Source organism: Lacrimispora brassicae (genome assembly GCF_054772055.1).
This window is the reverse complement of record NZ_BRYH01000030.1, coordinates 18,095-37,873: the sequence shown is the minus strand read 5'-3', so window position 1 is coordinate 37,873 and position 19,779 is coordinate 18,095. Positions and strand designations below refer to the sequence as shown.

The 19,779-nt window shown below is 43.5% G+C and carries 15 protein-coding genes; 7 read left to right on the top strand and 8 right to left on the bottom strand.

Features of this window, described 5'->3' with window-relative positions; translation table 11 throughout:
• Positions 1 to 641 precede the first annotated feature (641 nt).
• The 5 genes from ACYVD3_RS15255 to ACYVD3_RS15235 all read left to right on the top strand — a co-directional run bounded on the left by ACYVD3_RS15255 (position 642) and on the right by ACYVD3_RS15235 (position 7,197).
• Complete coding sequence (locus tag ACYVD3_RS15255; RefSeq protein WP_460643344.1) at positions 642 to 1,601, top strand: ABC transporter permease; 960 nt, start codon at positions 642 to 644, stop codon at positions 1,599 to 1,601.
• Between the two features lie 18 nt (positions 1,602 to 1,619).
• The gene (locus ACYVD3_RS15250) at positions 1,620 to 2,519 is read left to right on the top strand and encodes a carbohydrate ABC transporter permease (RefSeq protein WP_460643343.1); all 900 of its coding nucleotides are present in this window, start codon (positions 1,620 to 1,622) and stop codon (positions 2,517 to 2,519) included.
• 52 nt (positions 2,520 to 2,571) lie between these two features.
• Positions 2,572 to 4,347 carry an extracellular solute-binding protein gene (locus ACYVD3_RS15245; protein WP_460643342.1) on the top strand — a complete coding sequence of 592 codons (1,776 nt, stop codon included), beginning with the start codon at positions 2,572 to 2,574 and terminating at the stop codon, positions 4,345 to 4,347.
• A gap of 73 nt (positions 4,348 to 4,420) precedes the next feature.
• Entirely contained in the window at positions 4,421 to 5,791 is a 1,371-nt protein-coding gene (locus ACYVD3_RS15240; protein WP_460643341.1) for a GH32 C-terminal domain-containing protein, read from the top strand.
• A gap of 35 nt (positions 5,792 to 5,826) precedes the next feature.
• Positions 5,827 to 7,197 (top strand): glycoside hydrolase family 32 protein, encoded by a 1,371-nt coding sequence (locus ACYVD3_RS15235; RefSeq protein ID WP_460643340.1) that lies wholly within the window; start codon positions 5,827 to 5,829, stop codon positions 7,195 to 7,197.
• A 391-nt stretch (positions 7,198 to 7,588) separates the two neighbouring features.
• Here ACYVD3_RS15235 and ACYVD3_RS15230 read toward each other — a convergent pair whose 3' ends face one another.
• The 4 genes from ACYVD3_RS15230 to ACYVD3_RS15215 form a co-directional block, all read right to left on the bottom strand.
• Positions 7,589 to 8,872, bottom strand: a complete 1,284-nt coding sequence (locus tag ACYVD3_RS15230; RefSeq protein WP_460643339.1) for a LysM peptidoglycan-binding domain-containing protein — start codon at positions 8,870 to 8,872, stop codon at positions 7,589 to 7,591.
• A 600-nt stretch (positions 8,873 to 9,472) separates the two neighbouring features.
• Positions 9,473 to 10,864, bottom strand: coding sequence for a PTS fructose transporter subunit IIC (locus ACYVD3_RS15225; RefSeq protein ID WP_460643338.1), 1,392 nt, complete (start codon positions 10,862 to 10,864; stop codon positions 9,473 to 9,475).
• A gap of 30 nt (positions 10,865 to 10,894) precedes the next feature.
• Positions 10,895 to 11,332 (bottom strand): PTS sugar transporter subunit IIA, encoded by a 438-nt coding sequence (locus ACYVD3_RS15220; RefSeq protein WP_460643337.1) that lies wholly within the window; start codon positions 11,330 to 11,332, stop codon positions 10,895 to 10,897.
• Positions 11,325 to 12,164: a class II fructose-bisphosphate aldolase gene (locus tag ACYVD3_RS15215; RefSeq protein WP_460643336.1), complete on the bottom strand. Its 840-nt coding sequence runs from the start codon at positions 12,162 to 12,164 to the stop codon at positions 11,325 to 11,327. The genes ACYVD3_RS15220 and ACYVD3_RS15215 overlap by 8 nt, the downstream gene beginning before the upstream one ends.
• Before the next feature lie 261 nt (positions 12,165 to 12,425).
• Here ACYVD3_RS15215 and ACYVD3_RS15210 point away from each other — a divergent pair, with 261 nt between their 5' ends.
• Together ACYVD3_RS15210 and ACYVD3_RS15205 are read left to right on the top strand one after the other, a co-directional pair.
• A complete protein-coding gene (locus ACYVD3_RS15210; RefSeq protein ID WP_460643335.1) occupies positions 12,426 to 13,187 on the top strand; it encodes a DeoR/GlpR family DNA-binding transcription regulator in 762 nt (253 codons plus the stop codon).
• Between the two features lie 263 nt (positions 13,188 to 13,450).
• Complete coding sequence (locus ACYVD3_RS15205; protein WP_460643334.1) at positions 13,451 to 13,993, top strand: hypothetical protein; 543 nt, start codon at positions 13,451 to 13,453, stop codon at positions 13,991 to 13,993.
• A 332-nt stretch (positions 13,994 to 14,325) separates the two neighbouring features.
• Here the strand turns inward: ACYVD3_RS15205 and ACYVD3_RS15200 are convergent, their stop codons facing one another.
• The 4 genes from ACYVD3_RS15200 to ACYVD3_RS15185 all read right to left on the bottom strand — a co-directional run bounded on the left by ACYVD3_RS15200 (position 14,326) and on the right by ACYVD3_RS15185 (position 19,674).
• On the bottom strand, positions 14,326 to 15,759 hold the full coding sequence (locus ACYVD3_RS15200) for an amidohydrolase (RefSeq protein WP_460643333.1): 1,434 nt from the start codon (positions 15,757 to 15,759) through the stop codon (positions 14,326 to 14,328).
• 27 nt (positions 15,760 to 15,786) lie between these two features.
• Positions 15,787 to 16,449 carry a hypothetical protein gene (locus ACYVD3_RS15195; RefSeq protein ID WP_460643332.1) on the bottom strand — a complete coding sequence of 221 codons (663 nt, stop codon included), beginning with the start codon at positions 16,447 to 16,449 and terminating at the stop codon, positions 15,787 to 15,789.
• Positions 16,450 to 16,464: 15 nt separating this feature from the next.
• A complete protein-coding gene (locus ACYVD3_RS15190; protein WP_460643331.1) occupies positions 16,465 to 17,211 on the bottom strand; it encodes a DUF5058 family protein in 747 nt (248 codons plus the stop codon).
• A 168-nt stretch (positions 17,212 to 17,379) separates the two neighbouring features.
• Positions 17,380 to 19,674 carry a helix-turn-helix domain-containing protein gene (locus ACYVD3_RS15185; protein ID WP_460643330.1) on the bottom strand — a complete coding sequence of 765 codons (2,295 nt, stop codon included), beginning with the start codon at positions 19,672 to 19,674 and terminating at the stop codon, positions 17,380 to 17,382.
• Positions 19,675 to 19,779: the final 105 nt, after the last annotated feature.

Genomic DNA, 19,779 nt, shown 5'->3' with positions numbered 1-19,779 from the left:
TGTCAGATCTGTTTTAATAACAACGGACAAAATAGTGGTAAAAAGCTTTGGGTTCATGTATTTGGCTGTGAAAATAAAGCTTTCACAACCCATTAAAGATAAGTTTATTCTTAGGATTGAGAATTATAATATTGGACTCAAAATGAGTATTAGATGTGAAACGGATATGAACAGGTATAAATAGATATGAATGAGTATGAATGGATATAAACGAGTATGAATGGATATGAACAAGTATAAGTGGATATGAATGCATTTGAACGGGACTGCAAGTCTAGAACATGGAACAAATATATGGAACATAAACATGAAGCACGAATATGGGACAAGACTGTACAGCATGGAGGTAGAGCAAAAAGAATTAAAAAAAGAGTTGAAAAGCCCAAATACATCGCCTCACCATGTAAAAATGCACAAAAAGCCCAAATGAACATTGTAATTAATACATAAAATTATTTTTTATTTTATAGACATATTGATATTATGTACATATTGAACTATAATACAAAATGTGGAACGGGTTTCACATAAAAAATATTACAAAAAACTATCCGGTATAAGGGATATGTACAGACTGCTTAGGGAAAAAGAAACCGCTATCCATTGATAGTTCCGTAAAAGGAAAGGAGGAGAAATTAATTATGAGTAAAAGCCGTAAAGAAACAAATGTCATGCTGAAGAGCAAGAGGGATTTAAAAGGGAACCTGCGGAGAGCGTTGGCTTGTTGGCAGCTATATGTACTTTTGATCCCTGCGTTGATCTGGCTGGCTGTGTTTGCTTACTATCCCATGTATGGTCTGATCATCGCCTTTAAGGACTTCAAGCCAAGAGTGGGAATTCTCAACAGTCCCTGGGCGATGCCGCTGCTAAAACACTTCCAGACGTTTTTCAGCACCAGCATTGCCATGACCGCAATCAAGAATACAGTTATCATCAGTTTGTTAAGCCTGGTGATTGCATTTCCAATACCCATCGTCTTTGCACTTTTGCTGAATCAGATCACTCAAAGTGGAGCAAGAAAGGCAATTCAGACAATCTCTTATGCACCTTACTTTATGTCTAACGTAGTTGTAGTAAGCATCATTACCGTTCTGTTCTCAGCAAATGGTCTGGTTAATAACCTGATCAGAGGTGCTGGGGGGCAGGAGATCCTGTTTACCAGCTCCGCCGAATGGTTCCGGACATTGTTCATCGGATCAAACATCTGGCAGACCATGGGATTTAATGCCATCATATTCATTGCAGCATTGATAGGGATCAGTCCTGACTACTATGAGGCGGCAATTATTGATGGGGCTTCTAAATTTCAGAGGATATTGTATATAGATATTCCCCTGATTCTGCCGACGATCATTTTGATGCTGATCCTGACGGTAGGAAATATTATGAACGTAGGTTATGAGAAGGCGTTCCTGATGCAGAATGGCACCAATACGGTGGTGAGCGAATTGATTTCTACTTACGTGTACAAGGTGGGTTTGAAAAGTGCACAGTACAGTTTCGCCACTGCGGTCGGATTGTTTAATGCCCTGGTGAATTTCGTTATCCTGTTGATTGCCAACTTTGTTTCCAAGAAAACCAGTGATATCAGCATCTTCTAAGGGGAAGGGGGAAAAAGGATGAATACAAAAAAGAATAAGATGAAGTTATCAGCGGGTGACAGAATATTTGTAGCAGTAAATGTGGCAGTGATGCTGGTAGTATGTATTGCGATTGTCTATCCCCTGTATTACGTGGTCCTGGCTTCCTTTACTGATCCGGTAATAGTAAATTCCGGAAAATTGCTCTTATTTCCTGAATCCCTGTATTTGGATGGCTACAGGAAAACATTGAGCTACGCACCCATCTGGAGTGGATATTGGAACACCATTAAATACACGGTGGCAGGTACCGCAGTATCTCTCGTTGCTACCATTCCAGCCGGATACGCCCTTTCCAGAAAGGACCTGGTAGGAAACCGGGTGTTGATGTTCCTGTTTACATTTACCATGTTTTTCAGCGGAGGGATTATTCCTTTATATCTGACCATTTCTCAGTTGAAGATCTACAATACCATTTGGGCAATGGTACTTCCGGTGGCTGTATCAGCTTACAACCTGATCGTATGCCGTTCTTTCTTTGAAAGCGGAATCCCAATGGAGCTTTTGGAGGCGGCGAAGCTGGATGGATGCAGCGATTTCGGATTCTTTTTCAAGATCGCCCTTCCTCTTTCCAAGACCATCATCGCAGTTATCACACTGTTCTATGCAACGGCCATGTGGAATCAGTTCTTCAATGCGCTGATGTTCCTGGGAGATGAAAATAAGATGCCTTTGCAGGTCGTGTTAAGGAATCTGGTGTTGATGAATCAGGCTGGAAATGTAGGGGCTTCTGCGGCAGAACTGGTGGCAAAGCAAAAGCTTGCAGAGCAGTTAAAGTATTGTATCGTTGTTGTTTCGGCATTTCCCTTACTGGCCGTGTACCCATTCCTGCAGAAGTACTTTGCAAAGGGTGTTACCATTGGTGCGGTAAAAGGATAGTAGGGCAGGGTATAAAAGCAAAATAAATATTATTTTAAGAGGAGGAATCAATATGAAAAGAAAATTAGTAGCAGGCATTCTTTCTGTGTCAATTGCAGCATCTTTGCTTTCCGGATGCGGCGGCTCCAAAAGCAGCAGCAATACAGCCGATGGGGGAAAGGGAGCAGTAGAACTGACGGCAGAGGAGCAGGAAGCAGTGGAAGCAGGTATTATCCAATTGGATGGATCTCTTCCTATTATTAAGGACCCTGCAAAGTTTGAAGAAAAGTACGGTAAGATCAAAGTATTGAACGTTGGTGATGCCCAGCGTGTAACAAAGCCGGAAGATATTGATATGGTAAAGAAATGGGCAGAGGATACAGGTATATCCTTTGAGTGGACCACCATCCCACCTGAAAATGCAGGAGAAAAAATCAACTTAATGCTGACTGCCAGCAATGAACTTCCTGATGTGTTCTGGAATTTTGAGGGTTCCCAGTCTGGTATTACGGTTGCCCAATATGCCGATCAGAATATCTTCCTTCCAACAGAAACCATTGTAAAGGATTACATGCCTAACTTAAAGAAAATACTGGATGAAAATCCGTCCTACATGATGGAAGTACAGAGCCCTGACGGACATATGTACGGCTTCCCCTGGATCGAACAGATGAAGGGTCTGATCCTCACCCCTGGACCATTTTTGATCAACAAGACCTGGCTGGACAAGGTGGGAAAAGAAGTGCCTGCAACCGTGGATGAATGGGTAGACTGTCTGAAAGCATTCCGTGACGGCGGCGATTTAAATGGAAACGGCAAAGCCGATGAGATTCCAATGGCAAGCTGGTTTGGTCAGCACAATCAGGATGGTTTCGGTTCTTATAACTTATTCTACAGATTTACCGGTGCCTTCGGAAATGCAGATTCTTACTGCGGCGGTAATCCATATGCTGACCATTTGAGAATTATTGATGGTAAAGTGACCTTTACTGCAATGGATGAATCTATTAAGAAAACAGCAGAGTTCTTTAATATGCTTTACAAAGAAGGATTGTTATGGAACGGTTCTTTTGAAAATGCAGAAAGTGCTGCATTTAAAAGCTCTCTGATTAAGGAGGATGTAGCAAGAATCGGTTCATTTGGTGTTTGGGCAGATCAGGAAATCGTAAATCTGGATGTGCATGATGAATACGTTCCTCTTCCAAGATTAGAGGGAGAAGCAGGAAAGGTCGGCTTTGCGCTGAACCAGTCAGAAATGCAGGATTCATCTATCGGTGCGATTACAACGGACTGTAAATTCCCTCACCTGGTGGCAAGATTCTATGACTATATCTATGGAAACCCGGAGATTTCCATCCAGACCAACTGGGGGGCTATGGGATACAATTACGTGAAAAATGACCAGGGCATCATGGAAACACCTTTGGATGACAAAGGCCATATCATTACCCAGGATCCATGGACTGACTTTGGCCAGCAGCGTGCCAATACCACAATTACCCGTACACCAATGGCTGTATTAGATGACTATTATGACTCAGTTGTTAAATATACCTTTGATGCGGTTAAGCTTTATGAATATCAGGTAGTCAACGGCAAAGAAGATATTCTGAAGGAATATGAGACAATTCCAAAAGTAATGATGACAACCGACGAGATCGCAAGGCTTGCACAGGTTCAGCCCACAGTTTCCAACATTGTAGACCGTTACATTGCAAAATGGATTACAGAAGGCGTAGATGATACAAGCTGGTCAAGCTATAAGAACGAACTGGAATCAGCCGGAGTAAAGGATATCGTTGATATTTACCAGGCTGCTGTAGACAGAGCAAAGAACGCTGTAAAATAATAAAAAATTAACAGGGCTGCCACACAGAATAGGCTGTACGGCAGCTCTGCTATATTGCTAGGAGGATAAGATAATGAGTACAAGGGGTGTACGTAATTTCAGGCCAAAGGTACATTTTACACCGCTGAAAAACTGGAGCAATGATCCCAATGGAATGGTATACATGGATGGTCTATGGCATCTTTATTATCAGTATCATCCGGAACAGCCCGTCTGGGGGCCGATGCATTGGGGACATGCTGTCAGCAGGGATCTGCTCCATTGGGAGCATCATCCAACCGCCCTGCATCCCGATGAGCTGGGATATATTTTCTCGGGAAGTATGGCTTATGATAAAGAAAATACATCAGGCTTTGGAAAGGATGGAATCATTCCTGTGGTAGCCATGTATACCAGTCACCGTGCAGAAGACAGGCATGAGTGCCAAAGCATTGCTTACAGTCTGGATGGAGGATACCATTTTGAAAAATATTACGGCAATCCTGTCATTGAGAATCCAGGTCTGACGGATTTCAGAGATCCCAAGGTATTCTGGAACAGGAAGAAGAACTGCTGGAGCATGATTCTGGCGGCCAAAGACTGTGCTTATATTTATGCATCCCAGGATTTGAAAAGCTGGGAAAAGACAGGCGAGTTCGGAAGAGAAGAGGATTTGGTGGGAAGTACATGGGAATGTACGGACCTGTTTCCTCTTCAAACGGAAGAAGGAGAAAAATGGGTGATGCTGGTGAGCATGATGGCGCTTCCGGGAAAAAGCTGCGCCAATATCCAGTATTTTATCGGGGAGTTTGACGGAGACACATTCCGAGCCGTTGAGCAGGAAAAGGAACCTCTTTGGCTGGATTTTGGATTTGACAATTATGCAGGGGTTACTTTTCATAATTATGGCAAGCCGATCTATTTGGGCTGGGGAGTCAGCCCGGAATATGCCAATCAGGCACCTACCGGAGAATTTGCGGGATTGATGACTGTGGCCAGAGAACTTTCCCTGGTAAAGACGGAAAGGGGCTTGCGGCTCGCGGCAAAGCCTTTTGGATTGGATCGCCTGCGTGCTGTTTCTTACCCTGTTGCTGACGGGGATTCCTTGATCAGTGAATGCTTCGGATTGAAAGTGCAGGGGCAATCCGGTAAAATAATATTTTCAAATGAAAGGAAGCAGGAGCTGGTAATCGAGATCAAAAAAGAGAGTATCAGAATAGACCGGTCCCGGGCAGGAGCCGGTGATTTTTCGGAGAATTATTGTAATAAGCTTCATTCCCTGGGAGAAGCAAAGCGCCTTTTGGGCGGAGATATTGATATGGAACTATTGTTTGATGTATCTTATCTGGAAGTATTTGCAGACAAGGGGCTGGAAACGGCATCTATGACAGTGTATCCGGATGTTCCCTATGACAAAATCTCCATACAAGGGGATTTAACTGCGCAGATTTACCATCTTCAGTAGCAGATAGATAATAAACTGGAAAGGGAAGGAACGCCATGAGCACAAAAGGAATAAGAGATTTTCGTCCCAGAATTCATTTTACTCCAACCGATAACTGGATGAACGATCCCAACGGTATGGTGTATATAAACGGGACTTACCATTTTTGCTACCAGAAATATCCCAGTGATACCATATGGGGGCCTATGCACTGGGGACACGCAGTGACTAAGGATCTGCTGCATTGGGAGCATCTCCCTATGGCGCTGTATCCTGATGAATTGGGTTATATTTTCTCAGGCAGCAGCGTTTATGATAAATATAACACTTCCGGTTACGGTACCAAGGAAAATCCTCCGGTAATCTCCGTTTATACCAGCCACGACAAGGAGACAGGATTGGAGCAGCAAAGCATTGCTTACAGCGTGGATGGGGGAACGCACTTTGAAAAGTCTTATTTGAATCCTGTAATTGAAAACCCAGGTATTCCTGATTTCAGGGATCCTAAGGCGTTCTGGAATCCTGTTCATCGCTGTTGGAGCCTGGTGCTGGCTGCTCAGGACAGGGTTTATTTTTACAGTTCCCTTGATCTGAAAAAATGGGAAAAAACAGGAGAGTTCGGCCCTGAAGGCAATCATGTAAAAGGCGTATGGGAATGTCCGGATCTGTTTCGGATCAAGTATGATAATAAAGTGTTCTGGATTTTGGCAGTAAGCATGACCAAGACGGATCAAGAGCGCTGCAGGACCCAGTATTTTATAGGAGATTTTAACGGGGACAGGTTTATCTGTACTCATCCTGCAGAAGAGGTACTTTGGCTGGATGATGGTTTTGACAATTATGCAGGCGTTACATTCCAGAATTATGATACTCCGCTGTTTATGAGCTGGGCCATGAACTGGGCTTATGCCTCCAAGGTACCCACCAATGAATTCTGCGGGCAGGCGACTCTGGCAAGAAGGCTGTCTATTTGTGAAACAAAGGAAGGATACCGGCTGGCAGGACATGCGGAAGGCCTTGATAAGTTCCGGCATATGGCCTATCCGGTCAGCAGTGGTGCCCATCTGATGACAGAAACCTTTGGTTTGAAAATCAAAGGGGAAGGAGAGGGAAGACTCTATTTGTCAAACAGCGAAGGGCAGAGACTGGAAATTGAAGTGACAGAAGATACTGTAATTGTGAACCGGACCATTGCCGGATACCGGGAGTTTGACGAACAGTTTATGACGCCGGAATATTCCGTGGCTTCCGCAAAGCGCCTGAAGGAAGGAGGCTGGGACCTTGAAGTGATCTTTGATGTATCTGTTCTGGAAGTATTTGCGGACGGAGGGCTTACTATGATCACTATGGTGGTATTCCCCGACACCCCTTATGACACGATCAAGTGGAAAGGATGCCTTGAGATATCCTTGTTTGAAATTAGCTGACAGCATAATACTTTAAAAGTCTGGTTTCAGGTCCAGGTTCCAATACGCAAATATTTTCCAGCCTAATCTTTAAATTCCAGACAGCTTTATGGAACTTAGTGGCTGCAAAAAATAATTACATAAAGGAACCTGGAACAGGAACTGCCTGCCGCTACCTGGTTCCCAATAAATTTTCAATCAGTTGAAAAGCCAAAATAACTACGGACTTTTCAGGTATAAGTATCTTATTTCTCCCTAGGACAATTTATCTCATCTAAAACCAAAGCAATGCAAGCTTTTTAAGCATATCATGCTTGCTCCTTTTGAATGCTGCAAAGGGCTTGAGAGGAACGTTTTGGCAACAGATATAGAGGTGGTGAACTGCCGGATAAGCCAATGGTCCTGATTTAGCTTATCTGAAATATTGAGGAAACAGCCTTACAATCCCCAGGGTCATAATATCGGCCATTTCAAGTGCCCCACTCTCAATATCGGTAAATGTACCGATGCTGTCATCGAAATTACCGGATAACATATTGCATATGTCTTCTTTTAGAAGCGCAAGATGGTCGCGAAGCAGTTTTTTCCATTCTTCAGATGACCAATTTGGATTAATGTTCCCTATAAAAGCTGCAATTTGATCGGCATTTTCGTACCATCGCTTTTCGGCATCAGCCGCTGCGGCCTCATTATCCGCTTTTGCAGCCGTCAGGAATTCATTGGCAATAGCAATGTGCTGGTTGAGCAGCTCTGCGAAACTTGCAGCAACGTCATCTCCGTAGAAAGACTGTAAAGCTATTTCTAAGTCTTTTGGATTCTGCATCAGACGATTAGCAACTGATTGTGCATCCGGAGAATCCAGTATCATGCTCTGCATTGCAATTCTGGCCCAATAAGCATGTTGTGACCACAAAAGACGAAGGTAGTTGTTTAAATTCTGCTCTTCCTTACTCACCCAGAGGAAAAGAGGTGGTTCCGGCTCAGGCATGGGCTGTGGTGTTGGTTGAGGAGTCGGCTGAGGTGTGGGCTGCGGTACAGGCGGCTGGGGAACGTTATTTCGTCTCCTGGGAATACAGATCACCTGCCCTACTAACAGGTTGACAGGATTTATTCCTGGGTTTACGACCATGATTTCTTCTGGGGTGGTCTGGAAACGCTGAGAAAGCATCCATAGCGTATCTCCGGATTCAACTACATAGGAATGGGTATCTTCCATGCATAAGGGAATCTGATCACCGCTGGCAGCTTCATCCGGTGTGACATCCTGGGAACGGAACCAGAAGGGCAGATTGGGCAGCCGGTATCCGGCCGGTATCCAGATTGTCTGTCCGGCCCTTAGATTATTGGGATTTATTCCAGGGTTCAGGGCCATAATGCTTTCTACGGTGGTACAATAACGTTGGGAAAGAAGCCATAAGGTATCATTTCGCTGAAGGGTATGGGAACGAAGGCCTACAGGACAGCGGTTCGGACCGCCTCCTGATGTTCCGCCGGAAGGAGGAGTGGGGACCGGAGGGCGGGGGGCTCTTCTTGACGGAATACAAATGGTCTGCCCCACTTGTAAGTTATTTGGATTTAAACCTGGATTTGCGGCCATAATTGCGCCGGTGGAAGTATAATAACGTTGCGAGATCAGCCATAGAGTATCACCGGATCGGATGGTATAAGGAGACAGTCCTACAGGGCAAGAAGCCATAATATTACTACCTTTCAATAAAACAATTTGTCTTATGTTATGATAAGAAAACGCAAAAGTACCTGTCACTCTTGACCTAATTTTATTTTTTTGAGCCGGCTGGAGCTGGAATTGCTGAAAAGTAATATGGATGACCTCAGAGGATTGTTTTAAGATGGGGATTTCGGCGGGGATTCGGGAATCGTATATGGTAGGAGGTATAAAAGGCCGATTGGGATGGAAATTCTCATTGGCCTTTTAGATGAGAGTGTAAATTTTTGTGTCTTTGGAGAATGGCTTCCCGCCTGATGAGGATTAGATATGTGCCTGAGTAATAAGGTTGGAACGGCCCTTTGCCAATTCAGTTTTCAGCCGTTCCGTCTTTTGTTTTTTTCGCAGATGCTGCATCGGGCACTCTTCATTTAGTAGACCGGCCGGCCTAAGATCTGATCCCAGCTGCTTATGCCGCGTTCATAGAGAGATGACCTGCTCTTAATCCCAGAAATATCCTTTCGGTGATAAATATGCCGTTATTCTGCCTCTGATTTATGTAATATACTCCCCTGTATCGCCATAAATTTCAGATGAGCATGCCATCAGAATATAAAATATCCATAAGTATTATTTTTCTGCTGTTGTTCCGGTCTTTTTCGTGCGAATTGTTTTAAGGATACCTAAAACAACAGCCGTTGACACAGATCCTGCCAGCAGGGCGACGAAGAAGCCTGGCAAATTGCTGATGGCATTGGGAATGAGTGCAAGGAAGAAACCGCCGTGAGGTGCCCTTATTTCAACCTTCATTAAGAAAGAAACGATGGAACCGACAGCACTGCCTACCATGCATGCAGGAAGAACTGTAAATGGATCACTGGCAGCAAAAGGAATAGCACCTTCAGTAATGAAGCTTAACCCCAAAACCAATGCAGCTTTTCCTGTCTCACGTTCCGCTTTTGTCCAGATTTTTTTATGAACAAACGTGGACAAGGCAATGCCAAGAGGAGGAACCATACCGCAAACCATTGCGGCGGCCATGGGGCCATATACCTGTTCTGAAAGAGCTCCGACTCCGAAGGTATAGATTACCTTTGAACATGGGCCGCCTAAATCGAAATAAAATAGTCCGAAGAGAATTCCCAAAATGACAACACTTGCTCCGCTCATGGAAGACAGGAAGTCGGTTATAGCCTTCATAAGTGCCTGGATAGGACTGCCGATCACATAGTAAAGAAGAAGGCCAACGATTAATGTGGAAAGTACGGGTATGATTAATATTGTTTTTAATCCCTGCAGGGATTTGGGAACTTTGATTTTTTTATTTAGAAACAGTACCAGATAGCCTGCGATCAAACCTGCCAATATTCCGCCCAGGAAGCCTGCGCCGATGGAATTGGCAATAATACCGCCAACGATAGCTGGTGCAAAACCGGATTTATTTGCGATAGAATGACCAATAAAACCAGCTAATACAGGAACCATCAATGACAGAGCGGAAGTGGCTCCGATCTGGTACAGTACCCATGGGAGAGAGCCTTCTTCCTTGAAAGCGTAGATGCCAAATGCGAAGGACAGGGCCAGCAAAATTCCGCCGGCAACAACAACGGGTATCATGTAGGAGACACCGCTCATGATGTGCTTATATACTCCTTTGAAGTTTCCGGCATTGATTAAATCATCAGAGTCTTCGCTTGACTTCACCCTGGTAGTTCCGATTTTACTAAAAGCATCGTTAAAAAGTGTCTCTGAATCTTTAATCGCTTTGCTGGCGGCTACAATCAGTACATCTTTACCGGCAAACCGGCTCATGTCAATGTTCTTGTCAACGGCCAGTATAATTACATCGGCAGAGTTGATGTCCTCTGTAGTCAGGGGATTCTCCTGTCCGGATGCTCCCTGGGTCTCTACTTTGATTTCATAGCCTAGCTTTTGGGCGGTTTGCTCCAGCTTTTCAGCTGCCATATAGGTATGGGCTATGCCGGTGGTACAGGCGGTTACTGCTACTATTTTCTTTGCCATAATGTTTATCCCCCTATCTAATAGTGTAAATTAAAGTAACGATTCAATTTCAGAACCTGAGTCCGCCCCTTTGATGCTGCTGATAAAATCATCATGCATTAATTTTCTGGCAAGCATTGACAGTATTTTCAGATGCTCATCTGCGGTTGTTTCTGGTACCGCTATCATAAAAAAATATTTTATGGGAAGGCTGTCAAGGGATTCGTAAGAAATACCCTGTTTATGTCTGCCAAAGATAACTGTCGGAGCCTGTACACAGCTACTTTTTCCGTGGGGAATGGCAACTTCATTTCCCATACCTGTGGGTCCCTCTGCCTCACGTTTCATCAAAGCTTCTGCAAATTGCTCCTGATTGTTGATCCGGTTATGCTTTTTAAGCATTTCGCTCATCTGCATGAACACTTCATCTTTTGTAGTACCCTGTAAATCAAATATACAGGCATCAGCTATAAATACATCCTTAAGCATGAAAGTTCCCCCTCTTTGTGCCAAATACATCATAGTAGTGACAAATACAATCCTTTATTGCATCTATGGTTGTAAAATAATTATCATAGATATTTTTATTAGGATCTATTTTTTCTTGTGCGGCATTCAATGTATCTGTAAATACATTTACTTTGCAGATTCCTAACTCCACTGCTTTTTTCAGATTTTCATCTCCCGAACCGGAACCTCCATGGAGTACTAATGGAATAGAAACACTTTCAGCAATTTCCTGAAGGCGCTTAAAATCCAATTTGGGAATTCCTTTGTATGCTCCGTGAGCTGTTCCGATGGATACGGCTAGTGAATCAACATTCGTTTGTTCCACAAAGTTAACGGCATCCCCTGCTTCTGTCAGCATGGAACTGTCTTTTTCCGGATCAACATAAGATTCACCGCCGCCCACATGACCAATTTCAGCTTCTACAGTTACCCCTTTGATATGCGCGTAATTTACAATTTCTTTTGTAATCCTGACGTTTTCTTCAAAACTGTTGCTTGAAGCATCAATCATGACAGAAGTAAACCCATGGTCGATTGCACTTCGCACAGTGCTCGGGGTAAAACCGTGATCCAAATGCAGCGTAATTGGCTGATTGGCTTTTTCTGCATAATAACGGATAATATGAGCGGCTTCCTCAATGTTCAGGGTTTCTAAATGGATTTCTGCGAGACTGATGATCAATGGGCATTTCCAATCGTTAGATGCCTGAATTGCAGCCTTTATTCCTGCGAGATTAAAAACGTTAATTGCTGGTAATGCACATTTTGATAATTTTGCCTGCTGTAATAACTTTTTACTGTTGACTAGCAATGTGAATTCCTCCTTCTCAATATGCTCATTTATGATAGAATTTCAATTGAATATTATCATAAATAAGCATAATGGTCAATGTATAAGCATGAAAAAGTGAGGAAATTTAATAAAAATGTCATAATAACCAAGTTTTAGATGATGAAATTGTTGAAAATCACCATAAACGAGCATGATGTTGCACGAATGCTCGTTTTGTGATAATATGAATGGTGTAAAACGCTGCAATATCAGAGTTTAAGATAAATATTGGAGGTAACTATGTTTGAGGAAGAAAGAAAGATACAGATCCTGAATATTTTGGATAGAGAAAAAAGTGCCACCATTACCATGCTGTCGGAATATTTTCATGTTTCACCGTCAACAATCAGGCGTGACCTGACTGCTATGGAAGAAGCCGGCTTGATAAAGAGAACACATGGTGGTGCAATTTTAGTAGAAAAATTAAATGAAGATCTTAACTTTGCACAAAAAAGGACGAAAGATTTCGAGCTTAAGAATGCCATTGGAAAAAGAGCCGCGCAATTGGTAAAAGATGGAGAGATTATTGCAATCAATTCCAGTACTATTACCACATTAATGGCTGAACATTTAACAGCAAAAAATCTTACTATAGTTACAAACTCGCTCAATATACTTAATATCATAAAAGAACATAGTAATTACCAAATCATAGTACTTGGCGGAATCTATATGGATAATGCTCAAACCATTGAAGGTCCGACTACGACGGAACAAATTAAGCAATTGCATTTTGATAAAGCTTTCTTGGGTGCCAATGGTGTTGATTTTCAATTTGGATTAAGTTCTGCCAGTGAACTTGAAGCAAAAAGTAAAATTGCTATGACCAAACAGTCCAGAGATGTTTTTTTTCTGTGTGAACATAAAAAATTTGACCGTTCTTCTTTGTTCAGAGTTGCAGAACTTAAGGATGTTACTGCCATTGTGACAGATTGGAGAGTAGAAGAAACTGTAATGAACAGATACTCAAAAGAAACTAACATTATAATTGCAGAAGAGTGAAATCACTTATTTTGATCCGGCGGTTTCTTTGGTTATAATCAAAGGAATCGTCTATAAATAGTACTGCAACTTTTTTCGCAGTAAGTGTTTGTATTTGTTTGGCTGGGGAAAATATAGCACATAACAAAAGATGGTAATATTTATGTACTTATACGATTATGATAATAGCAACACATAAAACAAAATAGCCAATACTCACCATCTCTCCTCATATAGCCATAAACCTATTAACAGGTAGGTGGTGCTGGCAGTCAGGAGGACATATGGTATTAACGGGTGACTTGATTAATAAAGGTTTTTCCTTACAGGCTGTAAACACAAATGACTTAGAAGAATACATAAATATAAAAAGGACTTGCTTAAAAAAATACATAGACGAATACAATGGCAGTTGGATCGAGGATATACAAATTATAATAAACACTGATAATTTTCACAAAATGCAAACATGTACTTGTTTTCAAAAAATACGATTATACGATACGGTTGTGGGTTTTTTCACATTTAATGAACAGGCAGATAGGATCAGTGAGATCTCTCTCCACCTTACCGGGCTGGCTAAGTACAAAGGAATTGAATCGTTTTATTTAAGTCATATTACATCGCTATCAAAGGAGAAAGACAAGCCGATATTTCTGATCGTTTACAAATCCGACTCAGTTCAAGAACTATATAAGGAATTTGGATTTAAAGTTTATGATCAATCAAGATCACATTATTTAATGAGTTTTAACCAAAATGATACGAATGGAATAAATAATACAAATAGTATTAGAAATTACATGAACCGCATTTGTAATAATTAATAAGAGAATGGATTGATCCAAAAGAAAGATGCTGGTGGGCAAAAGTATATGCTAAAATCTTTTTGCTGCGCGGGCAGATGGCATATAGAGATAGATAATCTCCAAAGCTGTTTGAATTTTTTACATGACCAGTTAAAGAGAACTACGGGTAAAAAATAGCCAGCCTTTTATGATCAAAGCATCGATCTAAAAGGTTGGCTATTGTCGGCGAGGTCTCTGAAGTACTATGCCTATGGCATAAGCGGCTGCCTTAGAGGTGACGGTGCTGCACACAGAACCGCCTCCCATCCGTCATAGCACATATGGAAAACTCCTCTATTTGGTGATAGGTCTTAACGGGGAGATACCTGCGGCGGGATTGCGCTTTCATAGGGCTTGCCGCCAAGGTTTCTTTTGTGCTCTTCTTTTGCTTTCTTTACGATTTCAGGATTCTCTAAAAGGTCAAGAGCCGTCATTGCAATGGTCTTTCCGGCAGTGATCATTCCCTTATGGGCAATGCTTGATTTACCGGTGGCGACCCACTGCCAGGAATGGGCGGGAGTTCCGTTTGGCGCAGTGGTAACAACTGCGGTGACCGTAGGGATGGTCCAGCTCACATCTCCTACATCCGTGGAACCGCTCATAGGCTTATTGGGGAATGTAAGGGGGGCAACCAGGCGGTTTATAGGGCTTTTGGCTTCCTCTTCAATGACTGATTTTTCCTCACCTGGGAGAAATGCCTGGATCTTCCTTGCGATCTGGTTTTTGGTAGGTTCCGGAAGCTGGTCATAGAACTGTTTTGCATAGGCCATTTCTTCCGGGGTGTATTCAATTGGGCTCACCTGCTTTAAATTATTATACATTACTCTGCCCAGCTCCTGATTGACCAGATAGCTGGCACAGGCGGAGTCAAAGTCGATTTCCAATTCTGTTTCCGTCATCATTGCCGCTCCCTGGGCGATCTTGACCACGCGGTCGTAAATTTCCTTTGCCTGGTCTGTCCTGGGCGCCCGGACAAAATAGTAAAGCTCTGCCGTAGGCTGTACCACATTGGCCGAAGTTCCGCCTGCGTCGGTAAAGGCATAATGGACCCGTCCTTCATCAATGATATGTTCTCTTAAAAAGTTCACTCCAATGTTCATTAATTCTGCAGCATCCAAGGCGCTGCGTCCATGCTCCGGCGCTGCGGCGGCATGGGCTGCACGTCCTTTAAACCGGAAATATGTCTGGAATACTGCCAGAGAGCTGAAATCCCAAAGGCCTGTAGAATCCATGGGATGCCAGGTAAGGGCAACATCTGTGTCATGAAAAATGCCATCCCTCGCCATAAATGCCTTCCCGTAGCCGCTTTCCTCTGCGGGGCAGCCAAACAGGCGGATGGTACCGGATAATCCGGCTTCCTCCATATAATCCTTAATACCCACTGCGCCTGCGGCCGCTCCTGCACCTAATAAGTGATGGCCGCAGCCGTGGCCGCTTTCCCCTGCATTGATGGGGCATGGAGACGCAACATCGGATTCCTGGCTCATATTAGTCAGAGCATCGTATTCGGCCAGAATACCGATCACAGGGCTTCCCTGGCCATACTCTGCAATAAAGGCATCCTTCATTCCTGCAAGGTTCCTGGTGATCTTAAATCCTTCTTTTTCCATTGCACCGCATAACAAATCAGCAGATTTTTTTAAGGCAAAACGGGTCTCTGCAAATCCCCATATCTGATCGGAGAGGTCCGTAAATAACTCCTTTTTTTGTTCAATTAATTCTATAATACGTTCTTTGCCGCTCATAGCCAGTCTCCCTTCCTTGTTTCCATCTTATTTGCTTTTGGCATTTGTAATTAAAATAGATGCTCCCACTGAAAGAATCATTGTAACAAGAAGCAGATATCCCTGAACCTGGCCGTATTTGGCGGCAAAAATGACCCCTGATAAGGTGCTGATGATGAGTGGGGTGATTGCCAATGGAAAGTTCTTACGCAGATAGGGCAGCAGCATGGTTCCAAGAAGTGCCGGCATAACGCTGCTAAAGCCCGGTTTTAATACGGGGTTCTCCAAATAGTGAATAAAAGGAGTGAATAAGAACATGCCTGCAAATATGATCGAAGTAGTTGTGATGGAGGACATGCCGATGGCGAGCACGGAAACCACTTCTCCCTCGTCGCTGTGAGGCTCCACATTCATAAGGCGGTGGCCTGCGGCAGCAGCAGGAAGTTTCATGTTCATAACATTACCGGTAATAAAAGAAAGATAAGTTCCGCCGGCTCCCAGGATGGGTGAAAAAGAGATAACTTCAGTAAGCTGGGTAGGGATAAATACGATACAAAGCTGGATCGCAGCAGCTATTATGGCAGTGGTATTCAGTTTCACATCATAAATAATTGTGGTAGCAATGGGCACCATAAACATAAGTGCAATGCCGATCAGGGTGGACCAGCGCCCTAACCGGTGGATGGAACTGTAGTAATCGTTCTGTTTCATTTATTTTCTCCTCCTTTACCCTAATATCTGACTGAATATAATTGCAGAGATCATGCCAAAAACAAGGCTGATAGGGAAGCAAAATTCCGACAGGGCCTTGATATTGCTTTTTTTAGCTGCAATGTCCAGAAGCAAGCTGATTGCCATGGAGGCGATCACCACCAGCAGCGGAACAAGACCTATAAGGCCTGTGGTCCCTAACCGGAAAGGAGCGGATAAATACGGTCCTGAAAATACACAAAGCAGTGCAAGGAACATGGAAGCAAAGATTGCCTGGAAACGTTTTTCCTGTTTTCCCTTTAACACCTTGATTCCCTTTTGAATCAGCTTGGAGCCAAAAGCGGTGTACAGGGGGCCCCAGATGATGCCGATGGTCATAACCCACATGGCGCTGACGAAAACCTCAAGGGAAAACCGGTTGTCAGAAATGCCTTCAAGGCCAAAAGCCTTTGCAGTAACGTCTGCCGCCATGTTCTCATACACGCCGGAACCAACCACGCTTAGGCGCAGCCATGGAAAATAGCGTCCAAGGGAAGGCATCAGCAGCAACAGGATGATCAGGATGGGCAAACTTGGCAGAACAGATACCACGCAGCTATTGATCATGACCTTTTTCATAGCACTTTTTTCCATACCCAGTTCTAATCCTCTTGCCCAGGCCTTGCGCATGAAGATGACGGCTTGTGCCAGCACATACGCAATTACAATGGCGCAGAGCAGGAATACCACACCGCCGTTAGCGATGTCTAAATAATTGTTCATAAAAGACCTCCTCTTTCTTTTTTCGGGTGCCCCACCCTTGATGAGTAAATTTTATATAAAAAAATATAAAAAATAAATAATTTTTTGTATAGAATGTAGGGGGTTTCCATCCTTTTTTAAGCCCGTAATAAAGGCAGGATAAAAATTGGAGGTCATTTTTTAATAATTTTACTGCTTTTTTATTACATAGAGCACCAGGCCGTTAAATGTAAGACTTGTATGAAGAGAGCATTCCCCGTCTATTTTCTGTTCTAAAAAGTAGAAATCCGGATGTATGACCCGTTCCAGATATTCTGTAACATCGGGATCATTAAGATCCGGCAGACCGGCTCCTGACCAGCGGTTAAAGATGCCTGCACTTCCCTGGTCAAATATAAACCGTTTGATCCGGTAGGTGCCCGGCGCCAGTCCCTGGAGGCTCAGGGTGATCTGATGAATCTCATGTTCGATTAAATACAGATCCACAGAATAAAGGGGATTCATGTAATAGGGGCTGTATATGACAATATGGAATTCATCCTCCCTTTCTTTGGTAACCACAAGATTGTTATTATAAAATACCAGACTGCCGCTTACATAATTAAAGGTTTCCAGCACAAAGTAAACCGGGCGTTTGATCTTTTTAATGAGAAACAGGCCCAGTATCCCAAAATCTCTGATTCCTTCAAACTCCTGGATATGGTACGTGCTGACCGGAAATCCGATGGCCTCCACCTTGCCGCATAATTTCATCATCGTGTCAAAGATCAGGGCGGAACGGAAGAAGGCTCCGGATTCTGCTACACTGGCGCCTGCAAGGGTATTCCAGCGGGTCATATACAAGGCAGGGGCAGGCAGCCCGTGGATACGAAAGGACGCCTCTATGGCCTCAATACGGCATTCGTAAAAATTCTCTAGCTGCTGCCTCGTTCTTGAATGGTCCTGATCCGGAAAAGGGTGGGGATATCCGTGAAATCCGGCAAAACTGGCAGGAGATATAAGGTTCTTTAAGGCTTCAAAAAAAGCCTCATGCCCTTCTCCGGGCATTAAGGCCCAGTCGGGGACAAGGATGCCCATTTGAATCTTAAACTCTTCTCCCTTTAACCGCTTCCAAAGTGAATTATAAAAACCGGCAAAGCTTTTTAAATGGGCCGGATCCTTGCATGCGACTTCAATCCTCCATTGCTCCATAGCCTGACAACTGGTATTGGAGCGCAGTATGCCGGCAAAGCAGGACAGACGTTCTATATAGCCGTTTAAGTTGCCCTGGCAGCGCTCCAATTGACGGGACACATCAATTTGTACGTATGGGGTCAGCTTAAGCTCCCCAATTTGATGAATGCACTGATTGTAGATATAATTGGAGTAAAAAGAGTCATCCTTTAACCTGATCTCATCTAAGTCAAAGGATTCAAAGTAGATGTAGTCAAAATCCAGCCGCTGAAGCTCCCTTAGCTGCTCCATGAGTTCTTCCTTAAGAATGTCTGTTAAGCGGCCGATCTGGACCATTTTTTTCGGTTTTTTAGGGAGTAGGGAGGTGGCCCGGGTCATGTCCAGCCTGATTGCATCCGGAGAATACAGGGCCGTATCATGATGCATATCATGGCGTTTCATATATTTGACCAGTTCCAGCAGGTTATCCTGTATACCCGAGGTGATCACCTCCAGACTGCTGGTCTTCTTTTTCATGGGCCTTGCATATAATTTCCTGTATTCTCCCGGAGACTTCCCGTATTGCTTGCGGAAGGCGGCTGAAAAGGCTTTGGCATTGGCAAATCCATGATCCATGGCAATTTTAATAATAGGCTGGCTGGTTCCCAGCAAACTCACTACAGCATGTTCCAGACGGACCTGGTTTAAATACTGCAAAAAGCCTGTCCCCATTTTGCTTTTAAAATATTTGGAGAAATATTGGGGGGATAAGTATAGCTGTTTGGCTGTATCCGACAGTGTGATGGAAGAAGTGTAGTTGCGGTGGATATAATCTACCACATGGCTGAGAGAAGCCGTGTTACGCTTTTGCTGTCCATAAGAGGAATTGTCCGCGATTTTAAAGCGCTGCATCAGGGTAACAAGGAATCGGAACAAAAGAGCCCGGAATTCCAGGTCAGACCCTTCTTCCTTTTTCATATGGACAAGGAGCATGCGGGTGAGAAGACGCTTGATTTCATAGAGCTTGTCCGAATCTGTTTGCAGAATGGAATTACACTGAAAGGTGCTGTTTAATACTTCTTCGCACTCACTCTTTAAGAAAGCCTCTTCTATGATCAGCATAATGGCCAGATTATCATACTGGGCAGAGTAGGAGTGGATCTCCCTGCAATTGATCAGCACAATGTCATCCGGAGACATATGGTAGGTTTCACCATTGATTTCTACTTGCAGTTTCCCCTTAAGCAGCAGCAGGCATTCCAGGCCGCTGTGGGTGTGGGGAAGAATATTTTTAATGCTGTTAAGGGTGATCCCTACTGACGTTTGATTCATAGACAGGCTCCTTTCAATGTATGATTCTTTTTGTATTATAACTTATTTTCCTATGGCGGGAAAGCAGAATCCTGATGATAATATGACTGCAAAAAGGCCTCAAAA

Bases quoted from the DNA above. Each gene is read 5' to 3' on its own strand.
- ACYVD3_RS15255 (WP_460643344.1), top strand. From the start codon at position 642: ATGAGTAAAAGCCGTAAAGAAACAAATGTCATGCTGAAGAGCAAGAGG.
- ACYVD3_RS15250 (WP_460643343.1), top strand. From the start codon at position 1,620: ATGAATACAAAAAAGAATAAGATGAAGTTATCAGCGGGTGACAGAATA.
- ACYVD3_RS15245 (WP_460643342.1), top strand. From the start codon at position 2,572: ATGAAAAGAAAATTAGTAGCAGGCATTCTTTCTGTGTCAATTGCAGCA.
- ACYVD3_RS15240 (WP_460643341.1), top strand. From the start codon at position 4,421: ATGAGTACAAGGGGTGTACGTAATTTCAGGCCAAAGGTACATTTTACA.
- ACYVD3_RS15235 (WP_460643340.1), top strand. From the start codon at position 5,827: ATGAGCACAAAAGGAATAAGAGATTTTCGTCCCAGAATTCATTTTACT.
- ACYVD3_RS15230 (WP_460643339.1), bottom strand. From the start codon at position 8,872: ATGGCTTCTTGCCCTGTAGGACTGTCTCCTTATACCATCCGATCCGGT.
- ACYVD3_RS15225 (WP_460643338.1), bottom strand. From the start codon at position 10,864: ATGGCAAAGAAAATAGTAGCAGTAACCGCCTGTACCACCGGCATAGCC.
- ACYVD3_RS15220 (WP_460643337.1), bottom strand. From the start codon at position 11,332: ATGCTTAAGGATGTATTTATAGCTGATGCCTGTATATTTGATTTACAG.
- ACYVD3_RS15210 (WP_460643335.1), top strand. From the start codon at position 12,426: ATGTTTGAGGAAGAAAGAAAGATACAGATCCTGAATATTTTGGATAGA.
- ACYVD3_RS15205 (WP_460643334.1), top strand. From the start codon at position 13,451: ATGGTATTAACGGGTGACTTGATTAATAAAGGTTTTTCCTTACAGGCT.
- ACYVD3_RS15200 (WP_460643333.1), bottom strand. From the start codon at position 15,759: ATGAGCGGCAAAGAACGTATTATAGAATTAATTGAACAAAAAAAGGAG.
- ACYVD3_RS15195 (WP_460643332.1), bottom strand. From the start codon at position 16,449: ATGAAACAGAACGATTACTACAGTTCCATCCACCGGTTAGGGCGCTGG.
- ACYVD3_RS15190 (WP_460643331.1), bottom strand. From the start codon at position 17,211: ATGAACAATTATTTAGACATCGCTAACGGCGGTGTGGTATTCCTGCTC.
- ACYVD3_RS15185 (WP_460643330.1), bottom strand. From the start codon at position 19,674: ATGAATCAAACGTCAGTAGGGATCACCCTTAACAGCATTAAAAATATT.